This window comes from Streptomyces scopuliridis RB72 (genome assembly GCF_000718095.1).
Taxonomy (GTDB): domain Bacteria; phylum Actinomycetota; class Actinomycetes; order Streptomycetales; family Streptomycetaceae; genus Streptomyces; species Streptomyces scopuliridis.
Window position 1 is genome coordinate 73,690 of record NZ_JOEI01000027.1, and the last position, 23,807, is coordinate 97,496.

Sequence of the window (23,807 nt, forward strand, 5' to 3'; positions counted from 1 at the left end):
AGGGGCGGGTTGTCCACAGGCTCTCTCCGCGTGGGGCCCTGGCCAGTAATCTCAGCAGCCATGGAGCAGAGGCATCTCGGCCGAACCGGCCTGCGCGTGTCCAGAATCGGGCTCGGCACCCTGACCTGGGGACGGGACACCGACGAGCACGACGCCGCCGACCAGATGAAGGCCTTCTGGGAAGCGGGCGGAACGCTGATCGACACGGCGGACGTGTACGGCGGCGGGGAGGCCGAATATCTGCTCGGTCAACTCGTCGAACGGCTCGTTCCGCGGCGCGATCTGATCATCGCGACCAAGGCCGGGAGTGTGCCGGATCCCTACCGGCGCTTCGACGGTTCGCGCGGGCATCTGCTCGCCGCGCTGGACGCGTCCCTGGAGCGGCTCGGCACGGACTATGTGGATCTGTGGCAGATCCACGCCTTCGACACCGGCACACCGCTGGAGGAGACGCTCCACGCGCTGGACATCGCGGTCACCAGCGGGCGGGCCAGATACGCGGGGGTGTCGAACTTCTGCGGCTGGCAGCTGGCCAAGGCCGCCACCTGGCAGCTGGCCTCGCCCGGGATACGGACCCGGCTGGCCAGCAGTCAGATGGAGTACTCCCTGCTCCAGCGCGGGGTGGAGCGGGAGGTGCTGCCGGCCGCGATCGATCTGGGGGTCGGGCTGCTGCCCTCGTCGCCGCTGGGGCGCGGGGTGCTCACCGGCAAGTACCGGCACACCACACCGCCCGACTCACGGGGCGCCTCCGAGCTGCTGGCCCCGTTCGTCGAGCCGTATCTGGACGAGGCGGCGAGCCGGATCGTGGACGCGGTCGCGACAGCGGCGGAGGGGCTCGCCACGACCTCGCTCGAAGTGGCGCTGGCGTGGGTGCGGGACCGCCCCGGGGTGGTGGCGCCGATCATCGGCGCGCGCAACGCGCAGCAGCTCACGGCCGCTCTGTCAGTGGAGAGCCTTAGTCTTCCTGACGAGATCTGCCAGGCGCTCGACGATGTGTCGGCGCCCGTGCACCGCTATCCCGACCAGGACTGGAGCACGCTGTGAGTACGGACCGCGACACCGCCGCAGGGGCGGCCGAGACCGCCGCTGAGCACGCCACGGCGGGTGGGCCCGACGCGGAAGCCGCTGCCGGGCCTGCGCCGGACGGAGAGGGCGAGACCGCGGAGGGCAAGACGGCCGAGGGTGCGGCGGCCGAGACCGCCGCCGAGGTGTCCGAGGCCGCGGCCGAGCTGGCCGCCCAGCGGGAGCTGCGGGAGCGGATCGAGCAGCGCAAGGCGGAGAAGGCCGGCCCCATCGCCGCCGGCACGAAACTGAGCGGGCAGGCCGCCGATCTGCTCGCCGCCGTACGGGCCGTGGAGAGCGGCGCGCCCGTGGACCGGTCCCTGCTGGGCCCGCGCGCGTCCGCCGCCCCGGAGCGCCCCCAGCCGTCTCCGCGCGCCGCTGAGCCCGCGTCGGCGCGCTCCTCGGCGCCCTCTTCGGTGCCGCAGACCGTTCCGGCCGAGGCGATGTCCGCCGTACGGGCCGTGCTGGCGGAGGGCGGTGCGCCGGAGGCGCTCGCGGGACAGGTCGCCGCCGCGCTCGGGGAGCAGGCCGCGGAGGTGCTGCGCGAGGACCCGTGGCAGCTGCTCGCCGTCCCCGGGGTACGGCCCGAGCAGGCCGACGGGTTCGCGCGGGCCCTGCTCGGGGCGGCGTGCGGCCCCGGTGACGAACGGCGGGCCGCCGCGCTCGTCGGCTGGCTGCTGGAACGGGCCGCGCTCCAGGGGCACACGGCTCTGGAGGCCGCGTCGGTACGGGGCACGCTGGCCGAGCACGCGGTGCCCGACCCCCACGAGGCGGTACGGCACGCGATCGCCGAGGGCGCCGTGCTGGTGTTCCAGGAGGGCGCGGAGGACAGCTTCGGAGGCGATTTCGAGGACGGCTACGAGGACGGTCCCGAAGCCGGCGCGGAGGACAGCGAGGCTGCGGAGGGCGAGGAGCCGGCCGACGGTACCGACACGGCCGAGGCGGGTCCGCCGGCCCCGGTGCTGCTGGGACTCGACCGGTACGCGCTCGCCGAGGAGAGCCTCGCCGACGGGCTCGCCCGGCTGGTCAAGACCGGGCCCGACGACTCCTGGGACGAGGCCGCGGCGGCGGCCCCGCGCGCGGCGGCCGAGCTGATCCGCGCGGTCGCAGGTCATGGGCTCGTCCTGCACACCGGCGGCGAGGCCGCGCGCGCCGAACCGGTCGCCCTGGCCGGGGCCGCCCGCGCGCTCGGGATGCGCGCGGTTGTCGCGACCCACAGCGAGAACGGCCGCGACCGGCTGGACGCGACGGCGGAGGCGGTCACCGTGGCCGGGCTGCTGGCAGGCACGGAAGGCTCCGGACGGGACGCGGACGGCATGTTCGCGCTCGATCTCCTGGTCGTGCTGGACGCGCCCCAGCTCGATGTGGAGACGGCCGCGATGATCGTCGAGTCGCTGCCCGACGGCAGCCGTCTGGTCCTCAGCGGTGACCCCGGAGTGCTGTGGTCGGCCGGTGCGGGCCGGGTGTTCGCCGATCTGCTGGCCGCCCGGGTGTGCCCGCAGCTCGCCTCCCGTACCCCCGACCCGGGGCCGATCGGCGAGCTGGTCTCGGGCATCGGCATCGGTGAGCTGCATCAGGTCGGGGCCCCCGGCAAGGAGGTCGTGATCGTTCCGGTGCGTGACGCGGGCGAGGCGGTGCACCGCACGGTGCAACTGGTGGCCGAGTCGGTGCCGCGCGCCTTCGGGATGGACGCCGGGCAGACGCAGGTGATCACCGTGGGCCATGGCGGCTCGGCCGGCACCCGCGCCCTGAATACGGCGCTCAAGCAGCGTCTCAACCCCGGTCCCGGCCGGTTCGGCGGCTTCGATCCGGGCGACAGGATCGCCTACGTACCCTCGCCCGGCAGGACGCTCCAGGGGGCGGTGGTCTCCGCGGACGCCGAGGGGCTGCGTCTCGACTGTGAGGGCGCGGTGGTCGTCGTGCCCAGGGACCGGGTCGAGTCGGCCGTACGGCATGGCTGGGCGCTCACCGCGCACCAGGCGGCGGGGATGCGCTGGCCCGCGGCGGTCGTGGTGCTCCCCGGCGACGCCGCGCGGGGGCTGAGCCGCCCATGGGTCTATACGGCCTTCAGCCGGGGCGACCGCCATCTGTCCGTGGTGCACGGCGTCGACCAGGCGCTTCCGCACGCCGTGACGGACGTCCCGTCCCAGGAGCGGACGACCAGACTGCGCCCGCTGATCGAGAGCCTGCTGGCCCCTGCGGCGCAGCCGGGCTGAGCGAGCCCTGGCGTCCGTACGGCCCGCGCTCCCGGACTTACTCGTCCAGGGCTCGGCGCGGGCCGTACGGGCGTCAGGCGTCCTGTTCCTCCAGGTCGTCGATGTCCGCGTCGAGATCGTCCTCGTCGAAGACCGCGCTGACATCGAAGCGGCAGACCACCTGCTGGGGGTCGGCCTGGTCGAAGGGGGCCGAGAGCCACTCCCCCGGCTCCGGGAGGTCGTCCGCGGCCGACACCCAGAGGGTGGAGTCGCCCTCCTCAAGACCGAACTCCTTGTGCCGGGAGGCGATCTCGTCCGGTTCGTACTCGCCGAAGAGCACACCGAGGGCGGCATGCACACTGCCGCCCGCCACTCCTCCGTTGTCGGTGTCCCCCTCCACATCGGCGATGCGCTGTGCCTGTGCGAGCAGCCGCTGCGGCTCCACGACCGCGTAGTCGCGCCGGATCAGCACACTGAGGGCGTTGGGCTCCTCGGGACCGTTGTAGGGCGGCAGTGAGTCGTCCGGGTCCGGGATCTCGAAGGGGGTGACTTCGTCGTACCGGTTGTAGAGCCGCTCGTCATAGACCTCGGCCGCGACGGCGAGGGCGTTGAACGCGTCGGAAACAGCCGGGTCGTCCTCACCCGTGCGGTGTTCGACCGCCGCGAGATGGCGGTCCAGAGCTACCTTGACCGCCTCGGCGGCAGCGCGTACCTCGGCAGCGGTGGGCTGCGCAGCATCAGACATAGTGCAGACGCTATCCGTACCGGGGCTCTGCCCGCACAATAGATGCGATGCCGGAATACGAATTTGTCGACGTGTACGTGCCGCGCGGGGTCTCCCGCAAGGAAGCGGCGCGTCTGCTCACCGACCATGCCGAGTACGGACACTGGGAATTGGACCGTCTGAGCCTGCACCGGGACGGCAGCCGCAGAGTGCGGCTGCGCCGGCGCATCATCCGTCAGGTGCGCGCCACCTGGTGAGGGTGAGTACGACGGAACGGGCCCCGCTGTTGCGAGGCCCGCCCTGTCCTACCCTGTTCCGTTTTCGGTCGCGCTTCAGCCCGTTCTCGTATGGTGCGTAGCCGTGTGACTACGCCGCGGAACGGGACCGGGAGCGGCGGTAGAGGATGGTGCCCGCGAGGAGCAGTCCCGCGCCCGCCGGAATCGCGATCCCGAGCGCGCCGGCACCGGTCTGCGCGAGGACGTCGGTGCCCTCGGGCTGTGCGACGGTCTGCGTTTCAGGGGTGTTCGGGGCGCTGGGCTCGCCCGGCGCCGGCGGGATCGCCCGCTCGGACGGCGGTGTGCCGGGCTCGTGCGGGACGGCCGGCTCTCCGGGCTCCCCGGGCTGCTCGGGCTTGGCCGGCGGGTGAACGGGCGCGTCGTTCGCGCAGCCGTTGCCCATGGCGGGGTTGAGCAGGCCGATGACGTCGACGGTGTTCCCGCAGACGTTCACGGGGATGTCGATCGGCACTTCGACGGAGTTGCCGGAGCCGACGCCGGGAGAGTTGGCCGCGCCGCCTCCCGCGTGGGAGCCGCCCGCCGGGACGGTGTGTGTGGCGCCGGGGTGCGAGCCGCCGCCGTACCCGCCGTCATGGCCCCCGCCGTGTGAGCCGCCGTGTCCGCCGCCGGACGGTTTGCCCGACACATTGGCGCAGTTGTTGCCGAAGGCGGGGTTGAGCACCCCGACGACATCGACGGTGTTCCCGCACACATTGACCGGGACATGCACCGGAACCTGAACGTTGTTGCCGGACAGCACCCCCGGCGAGTTCGCGGCCGTGCCGCTCGCTCCCGAGTCCGCGTGTGCGTAGCCGCCGCCGAGTGCGAGTACCCCGCCCGCGGCCGCCACGGTGATCAGGCCCTTGCGCGTGACCTGTCTCATAGCTTCGATCCCTGCCTTCTGCCTTCCGGAGCTGCCCTGGGCATCGGTGCCGGGGCAGGATGCCCAGTGGCCCCGGAGTGCATGGCGCGCACTCCGGGGCCACCCGAGCTCAGACCCTCACGAGGTGAGAGAGAGACGACGTCAGTCGTTGATGCACACGTTGCCGAAGGCGGGGTTCAGCAGCCCGATCACCGAGATCGTGTTGCCGCACACGTTCACCGGAACGTGGACCGGAATCTGGACCACGTTGCCCGAGAGGACACCGGGAGAACCGATGGCGGCACCCTGGGCGCCCGCGTCGGCGACGGCCATACCCGCACCCGCGAGCACCAGACCACCAGTAACAGCCGCAGCAGCGACGACCTTCTTGATCATTCTTCCTCCTTGTTGGCAAATGCGGTCCCAGCCGCGGACCGCACACCTGTAACGAGGAGGAAGTAATGAGGCTACGAGCGTATCGTCGCATTCACTCTTCTCAGTCGCGTGTGCACACGTTGTCGATTTCCGGAACCCCAACTCCCGTGTCAGCTGTGGTCGATGAACCGGTCCAGCACCCGCACACCGAACTGAAGGCCGTCAACCGGTACCCGCTCGTCCACACCGTGGAACATCCCGGCGAAGTCCAGCTCCGGCGGCAGCTTGAGGGGCGCGAAGCCGAAGCCGCGGATGCCGAGGTCGTCGAAGGACTTGGCGTCGGTGCCGCCCGAGAGCATGTACGGAACGGCCCGCGCGATCGGGTCCTCCGCCGACAGCGCGGTCTGCATGGCGTCCACCAGCTTGCCGTCGAAGCTGGTCTCCAGCGCCTTGTCGCCGTGCACATCCTCCCGCTTGACCCGCGGGCCGAGGATCCGGTCGAGGTCGGCCAGGAACTCCTCCTCGTACCCGGGCAGGAAACGGCCGTCGACATGCGCGGTCGCCTGGCCGGGGATCACATTCACCTTGTAGCCGGCGCCGAGCATGGTGGGCGCGGCGGAGTTGCGCAGGGTGGCGCCGATCATCTTCGCGATGCCGCCGAGCTTGGCGAGCGTGGCGTCCATGTCCTCCGGGTCGAGCGGGGTGCCCAGCGCGTCGGACAGCTCGTCCAGGAAGGACCGTACGGTCTTGGTCACCCTCACCGGCCACTGATGACGGCCGAGCCGCCCCACGGCCTCGCACAGCTCGGTGATGGCGTTGTCGTTGTTGGTCATGGAACCGTGCCCGGCGGTGCCGTCCACGGTCAGCCGCATCCAGTGCATGCCCTTCTGCGCCGTCTCGACGAGATAGAGCCGCAGATTCTCGTTGACGGTGAAGGAGAAGCCGCCGACCTCACTGATCGCCTCGGTGACGCCCTCGAAGAGCCCGGGGTGCTTGTCGACGAGATACCGCGCCCCGTACGTGCCGCCCGCCTCCTCGTCGGCGAGGAAGGCCAGCACGATGTCGCGCGGGGGCTTGCGGCCGCTGCGCATCCTGTCCCGTACGACGGCCAGGGTCATCGCGTCCATGTCCTTCATGTCGACCGCGCCCCGGCCCCAGACACAGCCGTCCGCGATCTCGCCCGAGAACGGGTGGTGCTGCCAGTCCTCGGCGTTGGCGGGGACGACATCCGTATGACCGTGGATGAGCAGGGCGGGCCTGGAGGGGTCCTCGCCCTCGATCCGGGCGACGGTGGAGGCACGGCCCTTGTGGGACTCGAAGATCTGCGGTTCGAGGCCCACTTCGGCGAGCTTCTCCGCGACATACTCGGCGGCGGCCCGCTCCCCCGGTCCCGAGTGGTCTCCGTAGTTGCTGGTGTCGATCCGGATCAGATCACGGCAGAGGTCGACGACCTCGTCCTCGCCCGAGACGGTCCTGCCCGCGTTCGGCTCGCTCACGCTGCTCACTCCCACGGTCGTTGCTGGTGGTTCTCGCTGGTGGTCCTCCACATACTCCCGCGATCCGCCCCCGCACCCCAAGACAGGCCCCGGCCTGTCATACGCCCGTCACAAGGCCCGCCGTCCGCGCCGCGACCCGGCCTGCGACCCGGCCGGTCACCGGGTCGTCATCCGGAACGGGGCGTGATCGGGCACCGTCGAATGTTTGCTATGGTTTTCCACGTCGGAACGGCCCAGGGCCGCCCGGCAGACACCTGGTCCGGGTGGCGGAATGGCAGACGCGCTAGCTTGAGGTGCTAGTGCCCTTTATCGGGCGTGGGGGTTCAAGTCCCCCCTCGGACACCAGCAGTACACCCACTGATGGCGCTGGCCGGATTCCGGTCGGCGCCCTTTGTGTTTCAGACGTGGCCGGTTCGCCGGGCCGCGGTGCCGGCGCGGAGCCTGGACGCCTCGATCTCCTCGTACGCCTGCTCCCGCCCCTCCCAGTGGGAGCCCTCGACGGACTTGCCGGGCTCCAGATCCTTGTACACCTCGAAGAAGTGGGTGATCTCCAGCAGGTCGAAGCTGTCCACATCGGCGATGTCCCGGAGAACGGCGTGCCGCGGATCGCCCGCGGGCACGCACAGGACCTTCTCGTCGGGGCCCTTCTCATCGCGCATGACGAACATCCCGATCGCCCGGCACCTGATGACACACCCCGGGTACGTCGGATCGCCGACCAGGACGAGCGCGTCCAGTGGTTCGCCGTCCCGCCCCAGCGTGCCGTCGATATAGCCGTAGTCGGCGGGGTAGCGGGTGGCGGTGAAGAGCAGCCGGTCCAGCCGGATACGGCCCAGCTCGTGGTCCATCTCGTACTTGTTCCGCGATCCCTGGGGAATCTCCACGGTCACATCGAAGTCCATCACGACCTGCCTCCCGACCGCGGACACGTGCACCAGTGTGCCCCGTTATGTACGGCCCGGCAGTGTCGCGAGGGGCGCGGCGCGCACCGGACGAGGCTTTGATCCTTCCTGTCTCACCCCTCGTCCGAAGCTTGGTCGACTGTATACAATCGCCTCGGCGATCCGTAGGGTGTCAACGACGGATCATCTCAACTCGGAGGCGTCATGGGAGACTTGGACCCCGTAGTGATTCTCGCGATGGCGGCGCGGGCCCCCGACGGTCTGGTGATCGTCGACCGTGAAGGGCTGATCCGCTACTGGAACCGGGGAGCGGAGCGGATCTTCGGCTATTCGGCGGCCGAGGTCACCGGCCGCGATCTGGATGTGATCATCCCCGAGAAGCACCGGCAGCGTCACACGGACGGCTTCGTGGCGGCCATGGCCGCCGGCACCAGTAGGTACGGGGACAACGACCTCCTGGCGGTTCCCGCGCTCACCGCGGACGGTTCGACCATCTCCATCGAGTTCAGCGTGGTGCTGCTGACCGACTCCGAGGGCAACGCGAGCCATGTCGGTGCGGTCATCCGGGATGTCACCGCGCGGCGGGCCCAGGAGAAGGAGGTACGCCGACGGCTGCTGGAAGCCACGCCGAACCACTCGGCGTCCTGAGCGGGCTGGGCGAGTTCCCGCGGGCCCGCCGGAGGGCCGGCAGCCGCGCCGCGTACCCGGTCTCCGCCCGGGTGGAACATCCCACCGGTACGGTGGGGCTCGTGCATCACAGCTATCTGCCAGAAGGGTTGCGGCGAAGGCCGAAGTTCGCTAAGCCGACCCTGGCCGCGAGCCGCGAGCCGCGAGCCGCGAGCCGCGAGCCGCGAGCCGCGAGCCGCGAGCCGCGAGCCGCGAGCCGCGAGCCGCGAGCCGCGAGCCGCCCGTACGGTCACCTCGACCGTCCGCGTGCTGGAGACACTGCCCGCGCTCCTCCGTGACGACAGCCGGGTCACCGTCGTCTTCGCCTACGACCCGACCTCCGCCTTCAACGACGGGGTCCTCGATCTGCTCCACGATGCCGGGTGCCGGGTGATGCCCTGGGCTCAACTGGCCGACGTCGGCCCGGACCTCATCATCTCCGCCAGCGAGAACGTCGACGTACCCGAGGACGGTTGCCCCGTCCTGGTCCTGCCGCACGGTGTGGGTTTCCAGAAGCTGGTACCGGACTCCCGTACGCCCCGGACCCGGCTCTCCGGCGTGGTGCCGGATTCACTGCTGGAAGCCGGCCGCGCCTGGCTGGCCATCTCGCATCCGGAGCAGGAAGAGCAACTGCTCACCACCCACCCGAAAGCCGCGGGCCGGACGCTGCTCGTCGGAGATCCCGCCTTCGACCAGTTGCGCGCGAGCCTGCCACAAGCCGACCTCCACAAACGCGCGTTGGGGGTCGCCGACGGTCAACGCCTGGTGGTGCTCAGCTCCACCTGGGGCCCCACGTCGCTGATCGGCCGCGATCCGGAGCTTCCGGCCCGGCTGCTGGGAGCGTTGCCGTACGACGAGTACCAGCTGGCCGCGATCATCCACCCCAACGTGTGGTCCGGGCACGGTTCCTGGCAGATCCACACGCTGCAGAGCGCCGCGTTGCGGGCCGGCCTGTTGCTGATCCCACCGATTCATGACTGGCAGCCGACGCTCGTGGCAGCGGACGTTGTCATCGGTGACCACGGTTCCGTGACGCTGTACGGCTCCGCACTGGGCAAGCCGGTGCTGCTCGCCGCGTACGGGAACGACGCGGTGCCCGGAACGGCGATCGCCCGGCTCGGACAAGCGGCGCCCCGCCTCGACACCCGGCACGATATGCGCGAGCAGATCGAGGCCGCCGTTCGCGACCACACTCCCGGGCGCTACGCCGAGATCTCCGCCCATGCCTTCGCCGAACCCGGTCAGGCTCTCGCGCGGCTGCGCACCGCCGTATACCGCCTCATGAAACTGACGGAGCCCGACACGGCCCCGGCGCCCCCACTGGCACTCCCCCGGCCCGCCACCCCGGCGGCCGACGTCACCTCCTGGGCCGTGGCCACCACCGCGTTCTCGGACGCCGGGCAGTGGACGGTCACCGTACGCCGTCACCCCGCGGCCGTTTCCGACGGTGGTGGCGAGGGCGCCGACGTCTTTCTGCATCTCGCGTGCGACGAGGAGGAGCGGGACCGGCGGCTGACCGAGAGTGCCTCGGTACTTATCCGCCACGCTCCCGCCCCGACGGCGGTCGCCGCGCTCCGTTGGATCAGCCGCACGCTGGAGCGGCTGCCCGGCAGCCGCCTCGCCGCCACCGCTGTGGGCGGGAGCGGGGGCGGCTGCCTGGTGGGGCTGCGCGACGGACGGGTCGTGGAGGCGACGGCCACCGGCCCCGCCGGCGACCCCGGCCTGCCGGCCGCGGTGGTCTATACGTGTCTGCTCGCGGGGGCGCCCCTGGACGGCAGCATCGTGACGCTTCGGATCGGCGGCGTACGGGAGGAGGACGTCGCTCTCCGCCTCCGGCACCCCCTCCCGGCCGAACCACCGGCCGAACCACCCCGCTGATGCGGAGTTCCCCGCCGTCCGTTACGGAGCGCCCCTGTCGTCCAGCTGGTCCAGACGCCGGCGCAGCGTCTCCGCGTCCCGGCTGCCGCCCGCCTCATAGATCTCGAAGGCCCTGGTCAGCCGCGCGCGCACGGCGTCCTGGCTACCGCCTGTCCGTTCGGTGAGGTCGGCGAGCCGTAGCAGCGCCTGCGCCTCGTAATGACTCGCGCCCTCCACCCGCAGTGTCTCCGCCGCCTCGCTCAGCACGCGCATCGCTTCGCCGGCATCGCCCAGATGCTCGTGAACGGCGCCGAGTGCGACCGACGCCCGGGCCGCCATCCGCTGATCGGGCCCGTCCGGCAGGCCCAACAGGTCCCGACGCGCTCTGCGCAGACTGTTCAACGCCCTGTCGTGATCGCCCGCCGCATCCTGCGCGCACCCCAGGAAGTACGTGGCGATGGCCGCCCCGCGCGGTTCGCCGGCCTCGATGTTGAGCTCGATCGACTGTCGGTACGCCGCTACCGCCCGGGAAGGATCGAAGCGGTCCCAGTACCGTCCGAAGAACTCCTGGACCGACGCGCGCAGCGCGGTATGCCCCGAGACATCGGCACACGCGACGGCTGTCTCCAACTCCGTCCGGGCCCGGTCGTCTTCACCGAGGTCCATCAGCGGTCGTGACAGGAGGCTGCGCAACCGCGCCTCGGCCGCCGGCACCACCGTCGCGGCGGCCGAGGCCGCTCCCAGTTCGAGGGATTCCTTCCAGTCACTCAGATATCTGCGGTGCAGGAAGAGCACCGTGAACCCCTCCGACAGCGGCCATACCAGGTGGTGGAGGCCGAGTCGGGCGGCCTCGCGCAGGACGGCGAGGATGGTGGCGCGCTCGGCGTCCAGCCAGTCCAGCGGAGCGGGGCCGCCCTCGGCGGCGAACGGGTCCGGCGCGTCCCGCTCCAGTCCGGCCAGGTCCTCGGCCAGGCCGGCGATCCTGAGCCGGTCCTTCCTGACGGCCCGGTCGGCGAGGGCGGTGAGGACCAGGTAGTGCGTGATCACCCGTTCCACCAGCGCCCGTTGCGCGCTCTCCGGCTCCTCCTCGACTGCACGCTCCCGGGCGTGCAGGCGTACGAGGTCATGGAACTGGAAGCGGTTGTCCGTCGTGCGGTCGAGGAGACTCGCCTCTACGAGCTCGTTCAGCAACGGCTCGGCGGTCGTCATGTCGATGTCGGCGGCGGCCGCGGCGGTGGCCCCGTCGAACGCGCGTCCCGGGAACCACCCCAGGAGCCGGTACAGCCGGGCCGCGTCATCGGGAAGCCTCCAGTAGGCGAGACCCAGTACAGCGGACATCGAATGTTCCCCCCGTCCCCGTAAAGACATCCCTGCCAGACGGCGGGTCTCATCGGCCAGTTCGTCGGCCAGGCGGCTCATCGTGAGCCCTCGGCTCGTCGCCAGGCGAGCCGCCACCAGATGCAGCGCCTTCGGCAGACCGGCGCACAGCTCGACGAGCCGCCCGGCGGCTTCGGGTTCCGCCTCGACGGCCCCCGGGTCACAGCGGTCGGCCAGCAGATCCAGGCCGGCGGCCCTGTCCAGCGGAGTCAGGGGGATCAGGCGCGCACCGTCCATGGCCAGCTCATCGAGCTTGCCGTTGCCGGTGACCAGCAGGGCACTGCCCGGCCCGTTGGGAACCAGCGAAGTGACCTGCGCGGGCTGGTTCACATCCTCCAGCACGATCAGAATGCGCCGGCCGGCGGACCGCGACCGGAACAGCCTGACCCGGTCCTCGAACGACGGCGGGATATACGGGTCGAGCACCCCGAGCGCGGCCAGGCACTGCCGCAGCGCCGCCGACACATCACCGCCCATCAGGTCCCGCTGGTCCCGCAGGGTTCCGAAGTCGACATGGATCAGCCCGTCGGGGAATCTCTGACGGTTCCGCGCGGCCCATTCGCGGGCCAGAGCCCTCTTGCCGACACCGGGCATTCCGGTGAGCCCCGCGTATCCGACCCGGGCCGTACCGGCACCGCCCTCACCCAGGTACCCGTCGAGCAGGGCGAGGTCCGCGTCATGATTGATGTACGTGACCGTCAGAGGCGGCACTTGATCGGGCTTGGTGTCGGGTCCGGACGGAGGCGGTTCCTGGACGTTGAACGTGATGCCGCCATGGAACTGTCCGGCCAGGACGGTCTGCGCGTTCAGCACACCACCGGTGACGCCGGCGTTCATGGTGACGGCCGGGGGCCCGTCCGCTCCCGGGTTCAGCTCCCTCAACAGGAGCCGCAGCTCCTGCGCCGCCGCGGGGTCCTCCTGGAGGATGCGGAGCAGCCGGATGAGCAGATCCGCCGCGACGCCGGCCTCGGCGTCCCCATCGTCGGCTTGGCGGGCCGCCGTCAGCTCCTCCCGGGAGGTTTGAAGTTCCTCATCGGCAGAGTCCTCGTCGCCACCGCGCGCGAAGAAACGCGCCAGGCGTCCCTTCGCCTGAAGCCAGGCGTCGGAGACCATGAGACCGACCAGCGCCGTCGCACCCGACCCCGCCAGCGCCGCCAACTCGCCTTCCACAGAACCCCCTGTAACGCGTACGCGTACGCGCGATCTCGTCCAGCCGCTGATCCAGCCGCTGAAATCCACCGTAGAGAGATCACAGACGGTTGGGTAGCCCGACCCACGCCGTGAGGAGCGGTTCTCTCGGCAACGTACGAGACGTACGGTGTGTCAGCGCACCCGGGGCGGCGGGGGTTTGGCTCCGGTCATGAGGGGCGAGCGGGCCAGTTCCACACAGCCCGCCGCGATCAGGGCCACCCCGATGAGTTCGGGCAGCAGCCACCAGCCGGAGCGCAGGCTCTCGCCGAAGAGCGTCACCCCGTACGTGATGCTGATCAGCGCGTCGCCAAGGGTGAGCATCGGCTGGGACGCGACCAACGAGCCGGCCTGGAGGGCGTTCTGGAGCAGGAACAGCGCCCCCACCCCGGCGACCGCCATGCCGTAGAGCTGCCAGGCGCTCACCAGCGCGAGGACGCCGCCGCCGTTGTCGAGCCGGGACACGGCGTCCTTCATCAGCGCGGCGGTCAGCGCGTATCCGCAGGCGGCGGCGAGCCCGAGCAGCGCGGCACGGGCGTTGCCGCGCAGCCGCCGTGACCAGATGATCAGCGCGGCCTCGAAGACCCCGGTGACGATCAGGGCCGGGATCCAGCGGTACCCGGGGACGCTCTCGCTGCCCCCGCCCGGCGCGGCGGCGGCCATGCCCAGGGCGAGTCCGCAGGTCACCGAGGCCACTCCCCGCCACGCGGACCGGCTCAGCCGGACGCGGAAGGCACAGCTCGCGATCAGCAGGGTGGCGGGCAGTTCGATGACGAAGATCGGCTGGACCACCGCGATCGGTCCCGTGGCGAGCGCCACCGCCTGGCACACCGCGGCCACGACCACCAGCCCGATCCCTGCCAGCCACACCTTCTTCCGCAGCAGGTGCCTGATCAGCGAGAGATGCATCGCCTCGGCGTCGGGCACGGTGGACGCGGCGCGACGCTGGAGCACCGAGGCGGAGCCGTTGCTGATCGCGGTCAGTACGGCGAACAGGACACTGATCACCGGTCCATCATGCGGCTGACGGGTTCCGGAACAGCTCTCATCCCGGCGCGCGCGGTCCGGGCGGGGCCGAACGGGCGACCCCGGCGTGAGACGCGACGCGCGCGCCGAACGCGTCAACGGCGTCGTTCACTCAAACGTGCGTCAACCCGCGCACAGGGCATGCCGCGCCGCTGAGCTGGACAGACTCGGCGTGCCGCGCCCGGCGAGCTGTCGAGACCGGGGCGGTTCACCACCGGCCGCGTCGCCCGGCCGATCCGCCCGTACGTACGTATCCGTCACAGAACAAGGAGTGCAGGACGTGACCACGCTGCCGGAGGCATCGATGCCGGTACCGGCCTTCGATCCCGCGGACGCCGGCCCACCCTGCGCCTACGCCCGGCTGCGCGAGGAGCAGCCGATCGTCAGAGCCCTGATGCCCAACGGCGAATCGGGCTGGCTCATCAGCCGCCATGCGGACGTACGCGCCGCCTTCGCCGATCCCCGGCTCATCAGGCCGCTGCTGTCCGCCTGGCCCCCGCGCGAGGGGGCCGATGCCCCGCCGCCGTGTCTGCCGACGTTCCTGGAGATGACCGGCGAGCACCACAGCCGGGTCCGCCGCAGTGTGCTGCCGCTGTTCGGCCGGCGTCGCCTGGAGTTCATGGCTCCCAGGATCCGGGCGATGGCGGAGGAACTCGTCGATTCCATGGTGGCCGCGGGGACCGGCGCCGACCTCGTGGCCGCCTTCACCGAGCCGCTGCCGCTGAGGGTGCTGTGCGGGACGGTGGGCCTGCCGTACGAGGACCGCGACACCTATCTGCCGCACACCCTCACGCTCCTGAGCGCGTCCGGCCTGGACATGGAGGACATCCTGGCGGCCCTGTACGCGCTCCAGGACTACGCGTCCGGCCTCATCGCCCGCAGGGAGGGTGCCGGCGGTGGTGACGACTACATCAGTCTGCTGCTGGCGGAGAGCCGCCGCGCCGGCAGTGAACTGGTGCGCGACGACATCGTCAGCTTCGTGGTCACCATGCTCATGGCCGGCTACAAGACCAACATCCAGCACCTGGGCAACGCCCTGCTCACGCTGCTCACCCATCCCGACCAGATGCGGCGGCTGCGCGAGCGGCCGGACGGCATGGACACGGCGGTGGAGGAACTGCTGCGGTACGTGCCGCTGATGAACGCGATCAACGTCCTGGTGGCGGAGGAGGACTTCACCCTGCACGGCCGGCACATCCGCGCCGGGGACGCGGTGGTCCCGGTCGTCGCGTCCGCCAACCACGACCCGGCCGCGTTCGACGATCCCGCGCGACTCGACCTCACGCGCAGCCCCAACCCGCACGTCGCGTTCGGGCACGGCCCGCACTACTGCACCGGTGCTCATCTGACCCGGCTCCAACTGTCCGTCGCCCTGCGGGTGCTGCTGGACCGCCTGCCCGGCCTCGCCCTCGCCGAACCGGCGGATTCCCTTCCGTGGGACGAGACGACGCCCTTGCGTGCCCCGGCCCGCCTGCCGGTGCGCTGGTGACCCATCACCCTTCCGCGACCCGTACGAGAAAGGTCCCGCCGACCGTGCCCGCGACCGAAGAAGATCTCCTGCCGCACTACCCCTTCAGCGATCGCGGCGACCGGCTCGCGCCCGAGCTGCGCGACCTCCAGCGCCGGTGCCCCGTGGCCAGGGTGCGGACGAACGCCGGCGGCGAGGCGTGGCTCGTCACCGGCTACGAGCCGGCCCAGCACGTCCTGCGGGAGCGGAAGTTCGCCCGGTCCGCGCTCGCCGGTCCTGATGGCCCCACTCAGGACGCCCCGATCCTGGCCCCCGAGCTGCTGGACGCCATGGGTTATCTCCAGCGCGCCGGGCTGCGCGACGAGGTGCTGAAGGCCCTCGGCCGGGCCCAGCCCTGCCTCCCCGCCGAGTGGGTCGCCCAGGTCACCCGGGAAGGGCTGGACGCCATGGTGGAGGCCGGGGGCCCGGGCGATCTCCAGCACCACTTCGCCGAATGGGTCGCCGCGCGGTGCATGTGCCGCACCCTCGGTCTGCCCTTCGAGGACCGGCACTGGCTCGCCGAACGTGCCGACCTCGACCTGACCATGGTGACGCCCACGAACGAGGAGCTGGCCCGCAACTGGGAAGAGCTCCGGCTGTACATGCACCAGCACATCACCGCCCGTCCCGCCGAGCCGCGCGGGCTGCTGGACCGCCTCGCCGACCTCAACGACCGCCGACGCGGCCTGGACGACAAGCAGCTCTCCAACATCGCGGCCCTCCTCTTCGTCACCAGCTACGAGGACTTCGCCAGCTTCCTCGGCGTGGCGGCCGTCCATCTCCTCCAGTACCCCGAGGTGATCGACGGCCTGCGCGCCCGTCCGGACACGATGCCGCAGTGCGTCGAGGAGCTGCTGCGCCACGGGGTCGTGCTGGGCAACGCCATCCCCCGCTTCGTCACCCAGGACGACAAACTCGGCGACGTGTCCGTGAAGGAGGGGGATCTGATCCTGCTCTCCCTCGACGCGGTCAACTACGACCCCGACGCCTTTCCCCGTCCCGGCAGCTTCGATCCCGCCCGCTCGCCAAATCCCCATCTGCGCTTCGGCTATGGACGCCACCACTGCCCGGGCGCCCATCTCGTCCGCCGTCAGTCCGAGACCGCGTTCGCCACGCTCCTGGAGCACCTTCCCGGCATCCGCCTCGCGGTCCCCGCCGACGAAGTCCCCTGGGTGCCCAACAGGATGGCCATCATGCCCGCCGCCGTGCCCGTCATGTGGTGACAGTCCGCCCACTGCACCCGCCCACTACACTCACGGTCCCGTGGCACACAGACACCGCACCCCGCCGCCCTCGCCCCTCCCCCAGCGGGACGGCATCGATCCCGTCCGGCTGCGGCTGCCGCCGGACGAGGCCGGGGCGTGGCCGACCGTACGGGATCATCTGGTCGCGCGGTTCGGGGATGCCATCGGGGCCGGGCGGGTCGACTCGATGCTGCGGGAGGGGCGGTTCGTCGGGGTGGACGGGCCGGTGGGGGCGGCGGAGCCGTATGCCGCCGGGCGGTACGTGTGGTTCCACCGGGACTTCGCCGCCGAGGAGCCGGTGCCGTTCGGGATCGGGATCGTGTACCGCGACGAGCGGATCGTCGTCGCCGACAAGCCGCACTTCCTGGCCACCACCCCGCGCGGACGGCATATCACCGAGACCGCGCTGGCGCGGCTGCGGCGGGATCTCGGGCTGCCCGAGTTGCAGCCCGCGCACCGGCTCGACCGGCTCACCGCCGGGCTCACGCTCTTTGTCGTACGGGCCGGGGACCGGGGCGCGTACCAGACGCTGTTCCGGGACCGGCTGGTGCGCAAGGAGTACGAGGCGGTCGCGCCGTACGATCCCGCCGTGGCGCTGCCGGTGACCGTGCGCGGCCGGATCGAGAAGGAGCGTGGAGTGCTGGCCGCTCGGGAGGTCCCTGGCGAGCCGAATGCCGAGAGCCGGATCGAACTGGTGGAGCGGCGGGGCGGGTTCGGCCGGTACCGGCTGCTGCCGGCCACCGGCCGAACCCATCAGCTGCGGGTCCATATGAACCGTCTGGGGCTGCCGATCCTGAACGATCCGGTGTATCCCGTTGTCCGGGCGGAAGGCCCTGACGCCTACGAATCGCCGCTCCAACTCCTCGCGAAGGTACTGGAGTTCACCGATCCGGTGACGGGCGAGCCGTACCGGTTCGAGAGCCGGCTCACCCTGTCTCAGTGGCCGCGCTGAATCCACTCCGCCAGCTGGGGCGCCTCGGCGCCGATGGTGGTCGTATCGCCGTGTCCCGTACGGACCACCGTCTCCGGCGGCAGACCGAGCAGCCGGTCGCGGATCGAGTCGATGATCGTCGGGAAGTGCGAGAACGACCGGCCGGTGGCGCCGGGGCCGCCCTGGAAGAGCGTGTCGCCGGTGAAGACCGATGACAGCTCGGGGGCGTACAGGCAGACCGCGCCTGGGGCGTGCCCTGGGGTGTGGAGCACGGTCAGGGTGGTGCCCGCGACCGTGAGCGTGGAGCCGTCGGTCAGCTCGCCGTCCGGGATCTGCTCGGGGTACGTCTGCTTCCAGAGCGGCAGATCGTCGTGGTGCAGCAGCACGGGCGCGCCGGTGGCGGCGGCGAGGGCCGGCGCGGCGTCGATGTGGTCGTTGTGCGCGTGGGTGCAGACGATGGCGCGCAGCGTCCGGCCGCCGAGCGCGTCCTCGATGGCCGCGGCGTCATGGGCGGCGTCGATGACGATCGCCTCGGAGTCGTCGCCGACGATCCAGACATTGTTGTCGACGTCCCAGGTGCCGCCGTCGAGGGAGAAGGTGCCGGAGGTGACGAGATGGTCGATGCGGACGGTCATCAGAACACCACCACGGAACGCAGGACATCGCCTTCGTGCATCCGGGCGAACGCCTTCTCGACATCGCCGAGTCCGATGGTCTCGGTGACGAACGCGCCGAGGTCGATCCGGCCCTGCTGGTGCAGGTCGATGAGCATCGGGAAGTCGCGGGACGGCAGACAGTCGCCGTACCAGGAGGACTTGAGGGAGCCGCCGCGGCCGAAGACGTCGATCAGCGACAGTTCGAGCGTCATCTCGGGGGTGGGGACACCGACCAGGACGACCGTCCCGGCCAGATCGCGGGCGTAGAAGGCCTGCTTGTACGTCTCCGGGCGGCCGACCGCCTCGATGACGACATCCGCGCCGAACCCGCCGGTCAGTTCGCGGATCGCCTCGACGGGGTCGGTGGAGCGGGAGTTGACGGTGTGGGTGGCGCCCATCGACTTCGCCGTCTCCAGCTTGCGGTCGTCGATGTCGACGGCGATGATCCGGGCCGCGCCCGCGAGGCGCGCGCCGACGATCGCCGCGTCACCGACACCACCGCAGCCGATGACCGCGACCGAGTCGCCGCGGCCGACCTGGCCGGTGTTGATCGCGGCGCCGATGCCCGCCATCACACCGCAGCCGAGCAGCCCGGCGACGGCCGGGGAGACGCTCGGGTCGACCTTGGTGCACTGGCCCGCCGCGACGAGGGTCTTCTCGGCGAAGGCGCCGATGCCGAGCGCCGGGGAGAGCTCCGTGCCGTCGGTCAGTGTCATCTTCTGGGCGGCGTTGTGGGTGTTGAAGCAGTACTGGGGCCGTCCGCGCAGACAGGCCCGGCAGTTCCCGCACACCGCACGCCAGTTGAGGATCACGAAGTCGCCGGGCGCGACATCGGTGACTCCCTCGCCGACCGACTCGACCACGCCCGCGGCCTCATGGCCGAGGAGGAAGGGGAAGTCGTCGTTGATGCCGCCCTGCTTGTAGTGCAGATCCGTGTGGCAGACGCCGCACGCCTGCACCTTCACCACGGCCTCGCCGGGACCGGGGTCCGGTACGACGATCGTCTCGACCCGCACCGGCTCGTTCTTGCCGGGGGCGACGACCCCCTGCACCTGCTGCGCCATTGCCAGGACCTGCCTTTCCTCACACCGTCACACGCTCGGACGCTCACACACCGAACGTTCCGTCATCCCCCACTATCCCGTGCCGAAGCGCCCTCCCGTGCCGCAGCGCGCGCGGTCGCGGGCAGGTGCGTGTCAGGGGGCCAGTACGTCCAGTTCCTCCAGGGCGCCGACGGCGATCTCCCTGGTGAGTTCCTCGGCGCGGACGGCGTCGCCCTCCCGTACCGCCTCGGCGACCTGGACGTGCAGGGTCACGGCGGCCGGGTCCGGGTCGTCGAACATCACCTGGTGGTGCGTACGGCCGGTGAGGACCTCCGCGACCACATCGCCGAGCCGGGCGAACATCTCGTTGCCCGACGCGTTCAGCACCACCCGGTGGAAGGCGATGTCATGGACGAGGTACTCCTCCAGCCGGCGGCCCCGGGAGGTCGCGACCATGCCGAGCGCCTGCTCGGTGAGAGCGGCGCACTGGTCGGGCGTGGCGTGCCGGGCGGCGAGCCCCGCCGCGACCGGTTCGACCGCGGAGCGCAGCACGGTCAGCGAGCGCAGCTGACGGGGCCGGTCGGAGCCGGCGAGGCGCCAGCGGATGACGCGCGGATCGTAGACGTTCCACTCCTCGGTGGGGCGTACGGTCACGCCCACCCGGCGCCGGGACTCCACCAGATGCATGGATTCGAGGACGCGGACCACCTCGCGGACGACGGTGCGCGAGACGTCGAAGCGCTGGGCCACCTCGTCCGTGCGCACCACACTGCCCTGCGGGTACTCGCCCGCGGTGATGGCGAGGCCGAGAGTGTCCAGCACACGGGTATGCAAGCCCCGGCCTTCAGTGGTCATGGGACAACCCTACGGGGCGCACCCCTCGAAGATTAAGTACGACGTTTACATCACAGCCTCTTGAATAAGTCGTACCTAATAGGTTTCAGTAGCGCGACGGCCCGATGCCCGGGACGGACTGAAGCCGATGTCGAGGAAGACAGCGAGGCATGCGATGAGCACCCCCCACGTCGTCGTGGTGATGGGCGTGGCAGGAACCGGCAAGACCACGGTCGGCCCCCTGCTCGCCGCCGCACTGGGCGTCCCGTACGCCGAGGGCGACGATTTCCATCCGCCGGAGAACATCGCGAAGATGTCCGCCGGCATTCCGCTCGGCGACGCTGACCGCCGGCCGTGGCTGGACGCCATCGGGGCCTGGGCGCACGGCAGGGCCGGGCTCGGCGGTGTGGTGAGCAGCTCCGCGCTCAAGCGCGCCTACCGGGACCGGCTGCGGTCGGCCGCGCCGGGCGCCGTCTTCCTCCACCTCACCGGCGACCGGCCGTTGATCGAACACCGGATGTCGGAGCGCAAGGGGCACTTCATGCCCACCGCGCTGCTGGACTCGCAGTACGCCGCCCTGGAGAACCTGGGCGCGGACGAAGCGGGCGTGGCCGTCGATGTGTCCGGTACCCCCGAAGAAATCACCGACCGGGCCGTCGCCGCGCTGCGCCGGCTCGAAAGCTGAAGGAAGTTCCCGTGACTCCCGTGACCAGTCTCAGTGTCGAGACGCTGGCAGCGGACGCAGCCGAGCCGATCACCTCGGCGGGCAACGCGCAGCTGGGTATAGCGGTTCTCGCCGGTATAGCCGTCATCGTCCTGCTCATCACCGTCTTCAAACTCCATGCCTTTCTGGCCCTGACCCTCGGCTCGCTGGCGCTCGGCGCCTTCGCGGGCGCCCCGCTGGACAAGGTCATCACCAGCTTCACCGCCGGCCTCGGCTCCACGGTCGCGGGGGTGGGCGTACTGATCGCGCTCGGCGCGATCCTCGGCAAGCTGCTCGCCGACTCCGGCGGCGCCGACCAGATCGTCGATACGATCCTCGCCAAGGCGAGCGGGCGCGCCATGCCGTGGGCGATGGTCCTGATCGCCTCGGTGATCGGGCTGCCGCTCTTCTTCGAGGTCGGGATCGTGCTGCTGATCCCGGTCGTCCTGCTGGTCGCCAAACGCGGCAACTACTCCCTGATGCGGATCGGTATCCCGGCGCTGGCCGGGCTCTCCGTGATGCACGGTCTGATCCCGCCGCACCCCGGGCCGCTGGTCGCGATCGACGCCGTCGGTGCCAACCTCGGTGTCACGCTGGCGCTCGGGGTGGTCGTCGCCATCCCGACCGTGATCATCGCGGGCCCGCTGTTCTCCCGGTACGCCGCGCGCTGGGTGGACATCCCGGCCCCCGACAAGATGGTGCCGCAGCGCACCTCGGACGATCTGGAGACCCGGCCGAGCTTTGTCGCGACCGTCTCCACCGTGCTGCTGCCGGTCGTGCTGATGCTGGGCAAGGCGCTCGTGGACATCGTCGTGGACGATCCCGAGAACACCGTCCAGCGCGTGGCGGATGTCGTCGGCTCCCCGCTGATCGCGCTGCTCGCCGCCGTGCTCGTCGGCATCTTCACGCTGGGCCGCGCGGCCGGGTTCACCAAGGACCGGATCTCCTCGACCGTCGAGAAGTCGCTCGCCCCGATCGCGGGCGTGCTGCTGATCGTCGGCGCCGGCGGTGGCTTCAAGCAGACGCTGATCGACTCGGGCGTGGGCCAGATGGTCCTGGAATTCTCCAAGGACTGGTCGATCCCCGCCCTGCTGCTGGCCTGGCTGATCGCGGTGGCGATCCGGCTGGCGACCGGCTCGGCGACCGTGGCGACCATCTCGGCGGCCGGTCTGGTGGCACCGCTCGCGGCCGACATGTCGACGACGCACGCGGCGCTGCTGGTGCTGGCGATCGGCGCGGGCTCGCTCTTCTTCAGCCATGTGAACGACGCCGGGTTCTGGCTGGTGAAGGAGTACTTCGGGATGAGCGTCGGCCAGACGCTGAAGACCTGGTCGGTGATGGAGACCATCATCTCCGTGGTCGGCCTCGGCTTCGTGCTGCTGCTCTCGCTGGTGTTGTAGGCGCATCACTTCGGGTGTCGCAGCAGCGGCGCCCCGGATCCCCGCGTCCGGGCGGGGCGGGTCACTCCTCTTTCCACCGGGGGTGCTCCCGCTCCGCCCAGGCGCGGTCCACCGTCCCGGTGCGCATCCCGCGCCGCGCCTGCGGATCGCCGTACGCCATCCCGAGGTGCCCGAGGAGTACGACGCCGATGGCGAGGGCCAGCCAGTCGTGGACGAAGGTGGCGCTCGTACGCCACAGGACCGGCGCGAGGCCGGTGAACCACATGAGCAGGCCGGTGCCGAGCATCACCAGCACGGCGCCCGCGATCCACCCCGCGTAGAGCTTCTGCCCGGCGTTGAACTTGCCCGCCGGGCGCGCCTCGGGACGGGCGTCGCGCCGTCGTACCGCGCGCAGCCACTCCTTGTCGTACGGCAGGAACCGGTTGAGCCGGCGCAGATCGGCGCGCAGCGCGCGGGAGCCGAGGCCGAGCAGGAGGGGTCCGGGCAGCAGCAGCCCCGACCACTCGTGGAGCGTCACGACGAGAGCGCGGCGGCCGACGAGTTCGGCGAGCTGGGGTACGTAGAGACAGCCCGCGGTGGCCACGCACAGCAGCATCAGCGCGCCGGTGGCGCGGTGCACCCAGCGCTCCGCCCGGCTGAAGCGCCGTATCCGCCCGCCTGCGCCGGGGGACGGGCGCTCAGACAGTGGGGGTGTCGCCCCGGCCGTTGGACCGGCCGACCCAGGCGTCGACGTCATAGCCGCGCTCCTCCCAGTAGCCGGGCCTGACGTCGGAGGTGACGGAGATCCCGGAGAGCCACTTCGCCGACTTGTAGAAGTACATCGGCGCCACATAGAGCCGGACCGGACCGCCGTGTGCGTGCCCGATCGGGGCGTCCTTCATCCTGAGCGCCACCATCACATCGGCGCGGCGGGCCTGCTGGAGGGTGAGGCTCTCGCTGTACGTGCCGTCGAAGCAGGTGAAGCGGACCGCCCCGGCGTCGGGCCGTACCCCCGCCGCGTCGAGGAGCCGTGAGAGCCGTACGCCCTCGAAGGGGGTGTGCGGGACGCGCCAGCCGGTGACGCACTGCACATCGTGCACGACCCGGGTCTGCGGCAGCGCGCGCAGCTCGTCGAGCGTGTACGTGGCGGGCCGGTCGACCAGTCCGTCGACCGTCAGCCGGTAGGTGTCGGGGCCCTTGCGGGGGACGGAGGCCGCGACCGAGTAGTAGCGGAAGCCGCCGCCGTTGGGCAGCAGTCCGGTCAGACCGGTCGGGTCCTTGTCGGCGGCCGAGCCGAGGAAGGCTTCGAGACCGCGCTGGAGATACGGCGCCGTGACGAGTCCCGCGGCTCCGAGGCCGAGCATGGAGAGCACCAGGCGCCGTCCTACCGGCGTGCCCTCGGGCTCGGTTGATTGATGGGTCACCCGTCGAGGAGAACACCCGCGGCCCCGTGAAGCCAGGGACCGCGGGTGTTCGTCACACTTTCGTCAGGAGCGTTCTTTCGT

At 71.1% G+C, this 23,807-nt stretch carries 22 protein-coding genes and 1 tRNA gene; 11 read left to right on the forward strand and 12 right to left on the reverse strand.

What is annotated here, in order from left to right; translation table 11 throughout:
* Positions 1-60 precede the first annotated feature (60 nt).
* Entirely contained in the window at positions 61-1,044 is a 984-nt protein-coding gene (locus IF11_RS0128580) for an aldo/keto reductase (protein ID WP_030354638.1), read from the forward strand.
* A complete protein-coding gene (locus IF11_RS0128585; RefSeq protein WP_037728812.1) occupies positions 1,041-3,278 on the forward strand; it encodes an ATP-dependent DNA helicase in 2,238 nt (745 codons plus the stop codon). Before IF11_RS0128580 ends, IF11_RS0128585 begins: the two co-directional genes overlap by 4 nt.
* Before the next feature lie 73 nt (positions 3,279-3,351).
* On the opposite strand, the gene IF11_RS0128590 is transcribed toward IF11_RS0128585, so the two are convergent.
* Positions 3,352-4,002, reverse strand: coding sequence for a hypothetical protein (locus IF11_RS0128590; protein WP_030354640.1), 651 nt, complete (start codon positions 4,000-4,002; stop codon positions 3,352-3,354).
* 47 nt (positions 4,003-4,049) lie between these two features.
* Here IF11_RS0128590 and IF11_RS0128595 point away from each other — a divergent pair, with 47 nt between their 5' ends.
* The gene (locus tag IF11_RS0128595; protein WP_030354641.1) at positions 4,050-4,238 is read left to right on the forward strand and encodes a DUF5703 family protein; all 189 of its coding nucleotides are present in this window, start codon (positions 4,050-4,052) and stop codon (positions 4,236-4,238) included.
* A gap of 109 nt (positions 4,239-4,347) precedes the next feature.
* On the opposite strand, the gene IF11_RS0128600 is transcribed toward IF11_RS0128595, so the two are convergent.
* From IF11_RS0128600 to IF11_RS0128610, 3 genes are all read right to left on the reverse strand, one after another.
* Complete coding sequence (locus IF11_RS0128600) at positions 4,348-5,139, reverse strand: chaplin (RefSeq protein ID WP_030354642.1); 792 nt, start codon at positions 5,137-5,139, stop codon at positions 4,348-4,350.
* Between the two features lie 141 nt (positions 5,140-5,280).
* The gene (gene chpH / locus IF11_RS0128605; protein WP_030354643.1) at positions 5,281-5,514 is read right to left on the reverse strand and encodes a chaplin ChpH; all 234 of its coding nucleotides are present in this window, start codon (positions 5,512-5,514) and stop codon (positions 5,281-5,283) included.
* Between the two features lie 149 nt (positions 5,515-5,663).
* Positions 5,664-6,989, reverse strand: coding sequence for a M20/M25/M40 family metallo-hydrolase (locus IF11_RS0128610; RefSeq protein WP_030354644.1), 1,326 nt, complete (start codon positions 6,987-6,989; stop codon positions 5,664-5,666).
* Between the two features lie 257 nt (positions 6,990-7,246).
* On the opposite strand from IF11_RS0128610, the gene IF11_RS0128615 reads away from it, so the two are divergent.
* Positions 7,247-7,334 (forward strand) — tRNA-Leu (locus tag IF11_RS0128615).
* 53 nt (positions 7,335-7,387) lie between these two features.
* Here IF11_RS0128615 and IF11_RS0128620 read toward each other — a convergent pair.
* Positions 7,388-7,891, reverse strand: coding sequence for an inorganic diphosphatase (locus tag IF11_RS0128620; protein ID WP_030354645.1), 504 nt, complete (start codon positions 7,889-7,891; stop codon positions 7,388-7,390).
* Between the two features lie 204 nt (positions 7,892-8,095).
* On the opposite strand from IF11_RS0128620, the gene IF11_RS0128625 reads away from it, so the two are divergent.
* Together IF11_RS0128625 and IF11_RS0128630 are read left to right on the forward strand one after the other, a co-directional pair.
* Complete coding sequence (locus tag IF11_RS0128625; RefSeq protein ID WP_030354646.1) at positions 8,096-8,539, forward strand: PAS domain-containing protein; 444 nt, start codon at positions 8,096-8,098, stop codon at positions 8,537-8,539.
* 285 nt (positions 8,540-8,824) lie between these two features.
* Positions 8,825-10,435: a hypothetical protein gene (locus tag IF11_RS0128630; RefSeq protein ID WP_037728814.1), complete on the forward strand. Its 1,611-nt coding sequence runs from the start codon at positions 8,825-8,827 to the stop codon at positions 10,433-10,435.
* A 21-nt stretch (positions 10,436-10,456) separates the two neighbouring features.
* On the opposite strand, the gene IF11_RS0128635 is transcribed toward IF11_RS0128630, so the two are convergent.
* Together IF11_RS0128635 and IF11_RS0128640 are read right to left on the reverse strand one after the other, a co-directional pair.
* Positions 10,457-12,961, reverse strand: coding sequence for an NB-ARC domain-containing protein (locus IF11_RS0128635; protein ID WP_240627561.1), 2,505 nt, complete (start codon positions 12,959-12,961; stop codon positions 10,457-10,459).
* Between the two features lie 153 nt (positions 12,962-13,114).
* A complete protein-coding gene (locus tag IF11_RS0128640) occupies positions 13,115-13,987 on the reverse strand; it encodes a DMT family transporter (protein WP_030354649.1) in 873 nt (290 codons plus the stop codon).
* Between the two features lie 298 nt (positions 13,988-14,285).
* On the opposite strand from IF11_RS0128640, the gene IF11_RS0128645 reads away from it, so the two are divergent.
* The 3 genes from IF11_RS0128645 to IF11_RS0128655 are packed head-to-tail and all read left to right on the forward strand — an operon-like array spanning position 14,286 to position 17,708.
* Positions 14,286-15,494: a cytochrome P450 family protein gene (locus IF11_RS0128645; RefSeq protein ID WP_030354650.1), complete on the forward strand. Its 1,209-nt coding sequence runs from the start codon at positions 14,286-14,288 to the stop codon at positions 15,492-15,494.
* 44 nt (positions 15,495-15,538) lie between these two features.
* Positions 15,539-16,735, forward strand: a complete 1,197-nt coding sequence (locus tag IF11_RS0128650; RefSeq protein ID WP_030354651.1) for a cytochrome P450 — start codon at positions 15,539-15,541, stop codon at positions 16,733-16,735.
* A 40-nt stretch (positions 16,736-16,775) separates the two neighbouring features.
* A complete protein-coding gene (locus tag IF11_RS0128655) occupies positions 16,776-17,708 on the forward strand; it encodes a pseudouridine synthase (protein ID WP_030354652.1) in 933 nt (310 codons plus the stop codon).
* Here the strand turns inward: IF11_RS0128655 and IF11_RS0128660 are convergent.
* The 3 genes from IF11_RS0128660 to IF11_RS0128670 all read right to left on the reverse strand — a co-directional run bounded on the left by IF11_RS0128660 (position 17,693) and on the right by IF11_RS0128670 (position 20,241).
* Positions 17,693-18,322, reverse strand: a complete 630-nt coding sequence (locus IF11_RS0128660; RefSeq protein WP_030354653.1) for an MBL fold metallo-hydrolase — start codon at positions 18,320-18,322, stop codon at positions 17,693-17,695. The genes IF11_RS0128655 and IF11_RS0128660 overlap by 16 nt on opposite strands.
* On the reverse strand, positions 18,322-19,407 hold the full coding sequence (locus IF11_RS0128665; protein WP_030354654.1) for an S-(hydroxymethyl)mycothiol dehydrogenase: 1,086 nt from the start codon (positions 19,405-19,407) through the stop codon (positions 18,322-18,324). The genes IF11_RS0128660 and IF11_RS0128665 overlap by 1 nt, the downstream gene beginning before the upstream one ends.
* 132 nt (positions 19,408-19,539) lie before the next feature.
* Entirely contained in the window at positions 19,540-20,241 is a 702-nt protein-coding gene (locus IF11_RS0128670; RefSeq protein ID WP_030354655.1) for a FadR/GntR family transcriptional regulator, read from the reverse strand.
* Between the two features lie 154 nt (positions 20,242-20,395).
* Here IF11_RS0128670 and IF11_RS0128675 point away from each other — a divergent pair, with 154 nt between their 5' ends.
* Both IF11_RS0128675 and IF11_RS0128680 read left to right on the forward strand, forming a co-directional pair.
* Positions 20,396-20,905 carry a gluconokinase gene (locus IF11_RS0128675; RefSeq protein WP_030354656.1) on the forward strand — a complete coding sequence of 170 codons (510 nt, stop codon included), beginning with the start codon at positions 20,396-20,398 and terminating at the stop codon, positions 20,903-20,905.
* Positions 20,906-20,925: 20 nt separating this feature from the next.
* Positions 20,926-22,323 (forward strand): GntT/GntP/DsdX family permease, encoded by a 1,398-nt coding sequence (locus IF11_RS0128680; RefSeq protein WP_030354657.1) that lies wholly within the window; start codon positions 20,926-20,928, stop codon positions 22,321-22,323.
* Between the two features lie 61 nt (positions 22,324-22,384).
* Here the strand turns inward: IF11_RS0128680 and IF11_RS0128685 are convergent, their stop codons facing one another.
* Positions 22,385-23,059 carry a cytochrome b/b6 domain-containing protein gene (locus IF11_RS0128685; RefSeq protein WP_078490976.1) on the reverse strand — a complete coding sequence of 225 codons (675 nt, stop codon included), beginning with the start codon at positions 23,057-23,059 and terminating at the stop codon, positions 22,385-22,387.
* On the reverse strand, positions 23,001-23,666 hold the full coding sequence (locus IF11_RS0128690) for a molybdopterin-dependent oxidoreductase (protein ID WP_078490980.1): 666 nt from the start codon (positions 23,664-23,666) through the stop codon (positions 23,001-23,003). Before IF11_RS0128690 ends, IF11_RS0128685 begins: the two co-directional genes overlap by 59 nt.
* Between the last annotated feature and the right edge of the window lie 141 nt (positions 23,667-23,807).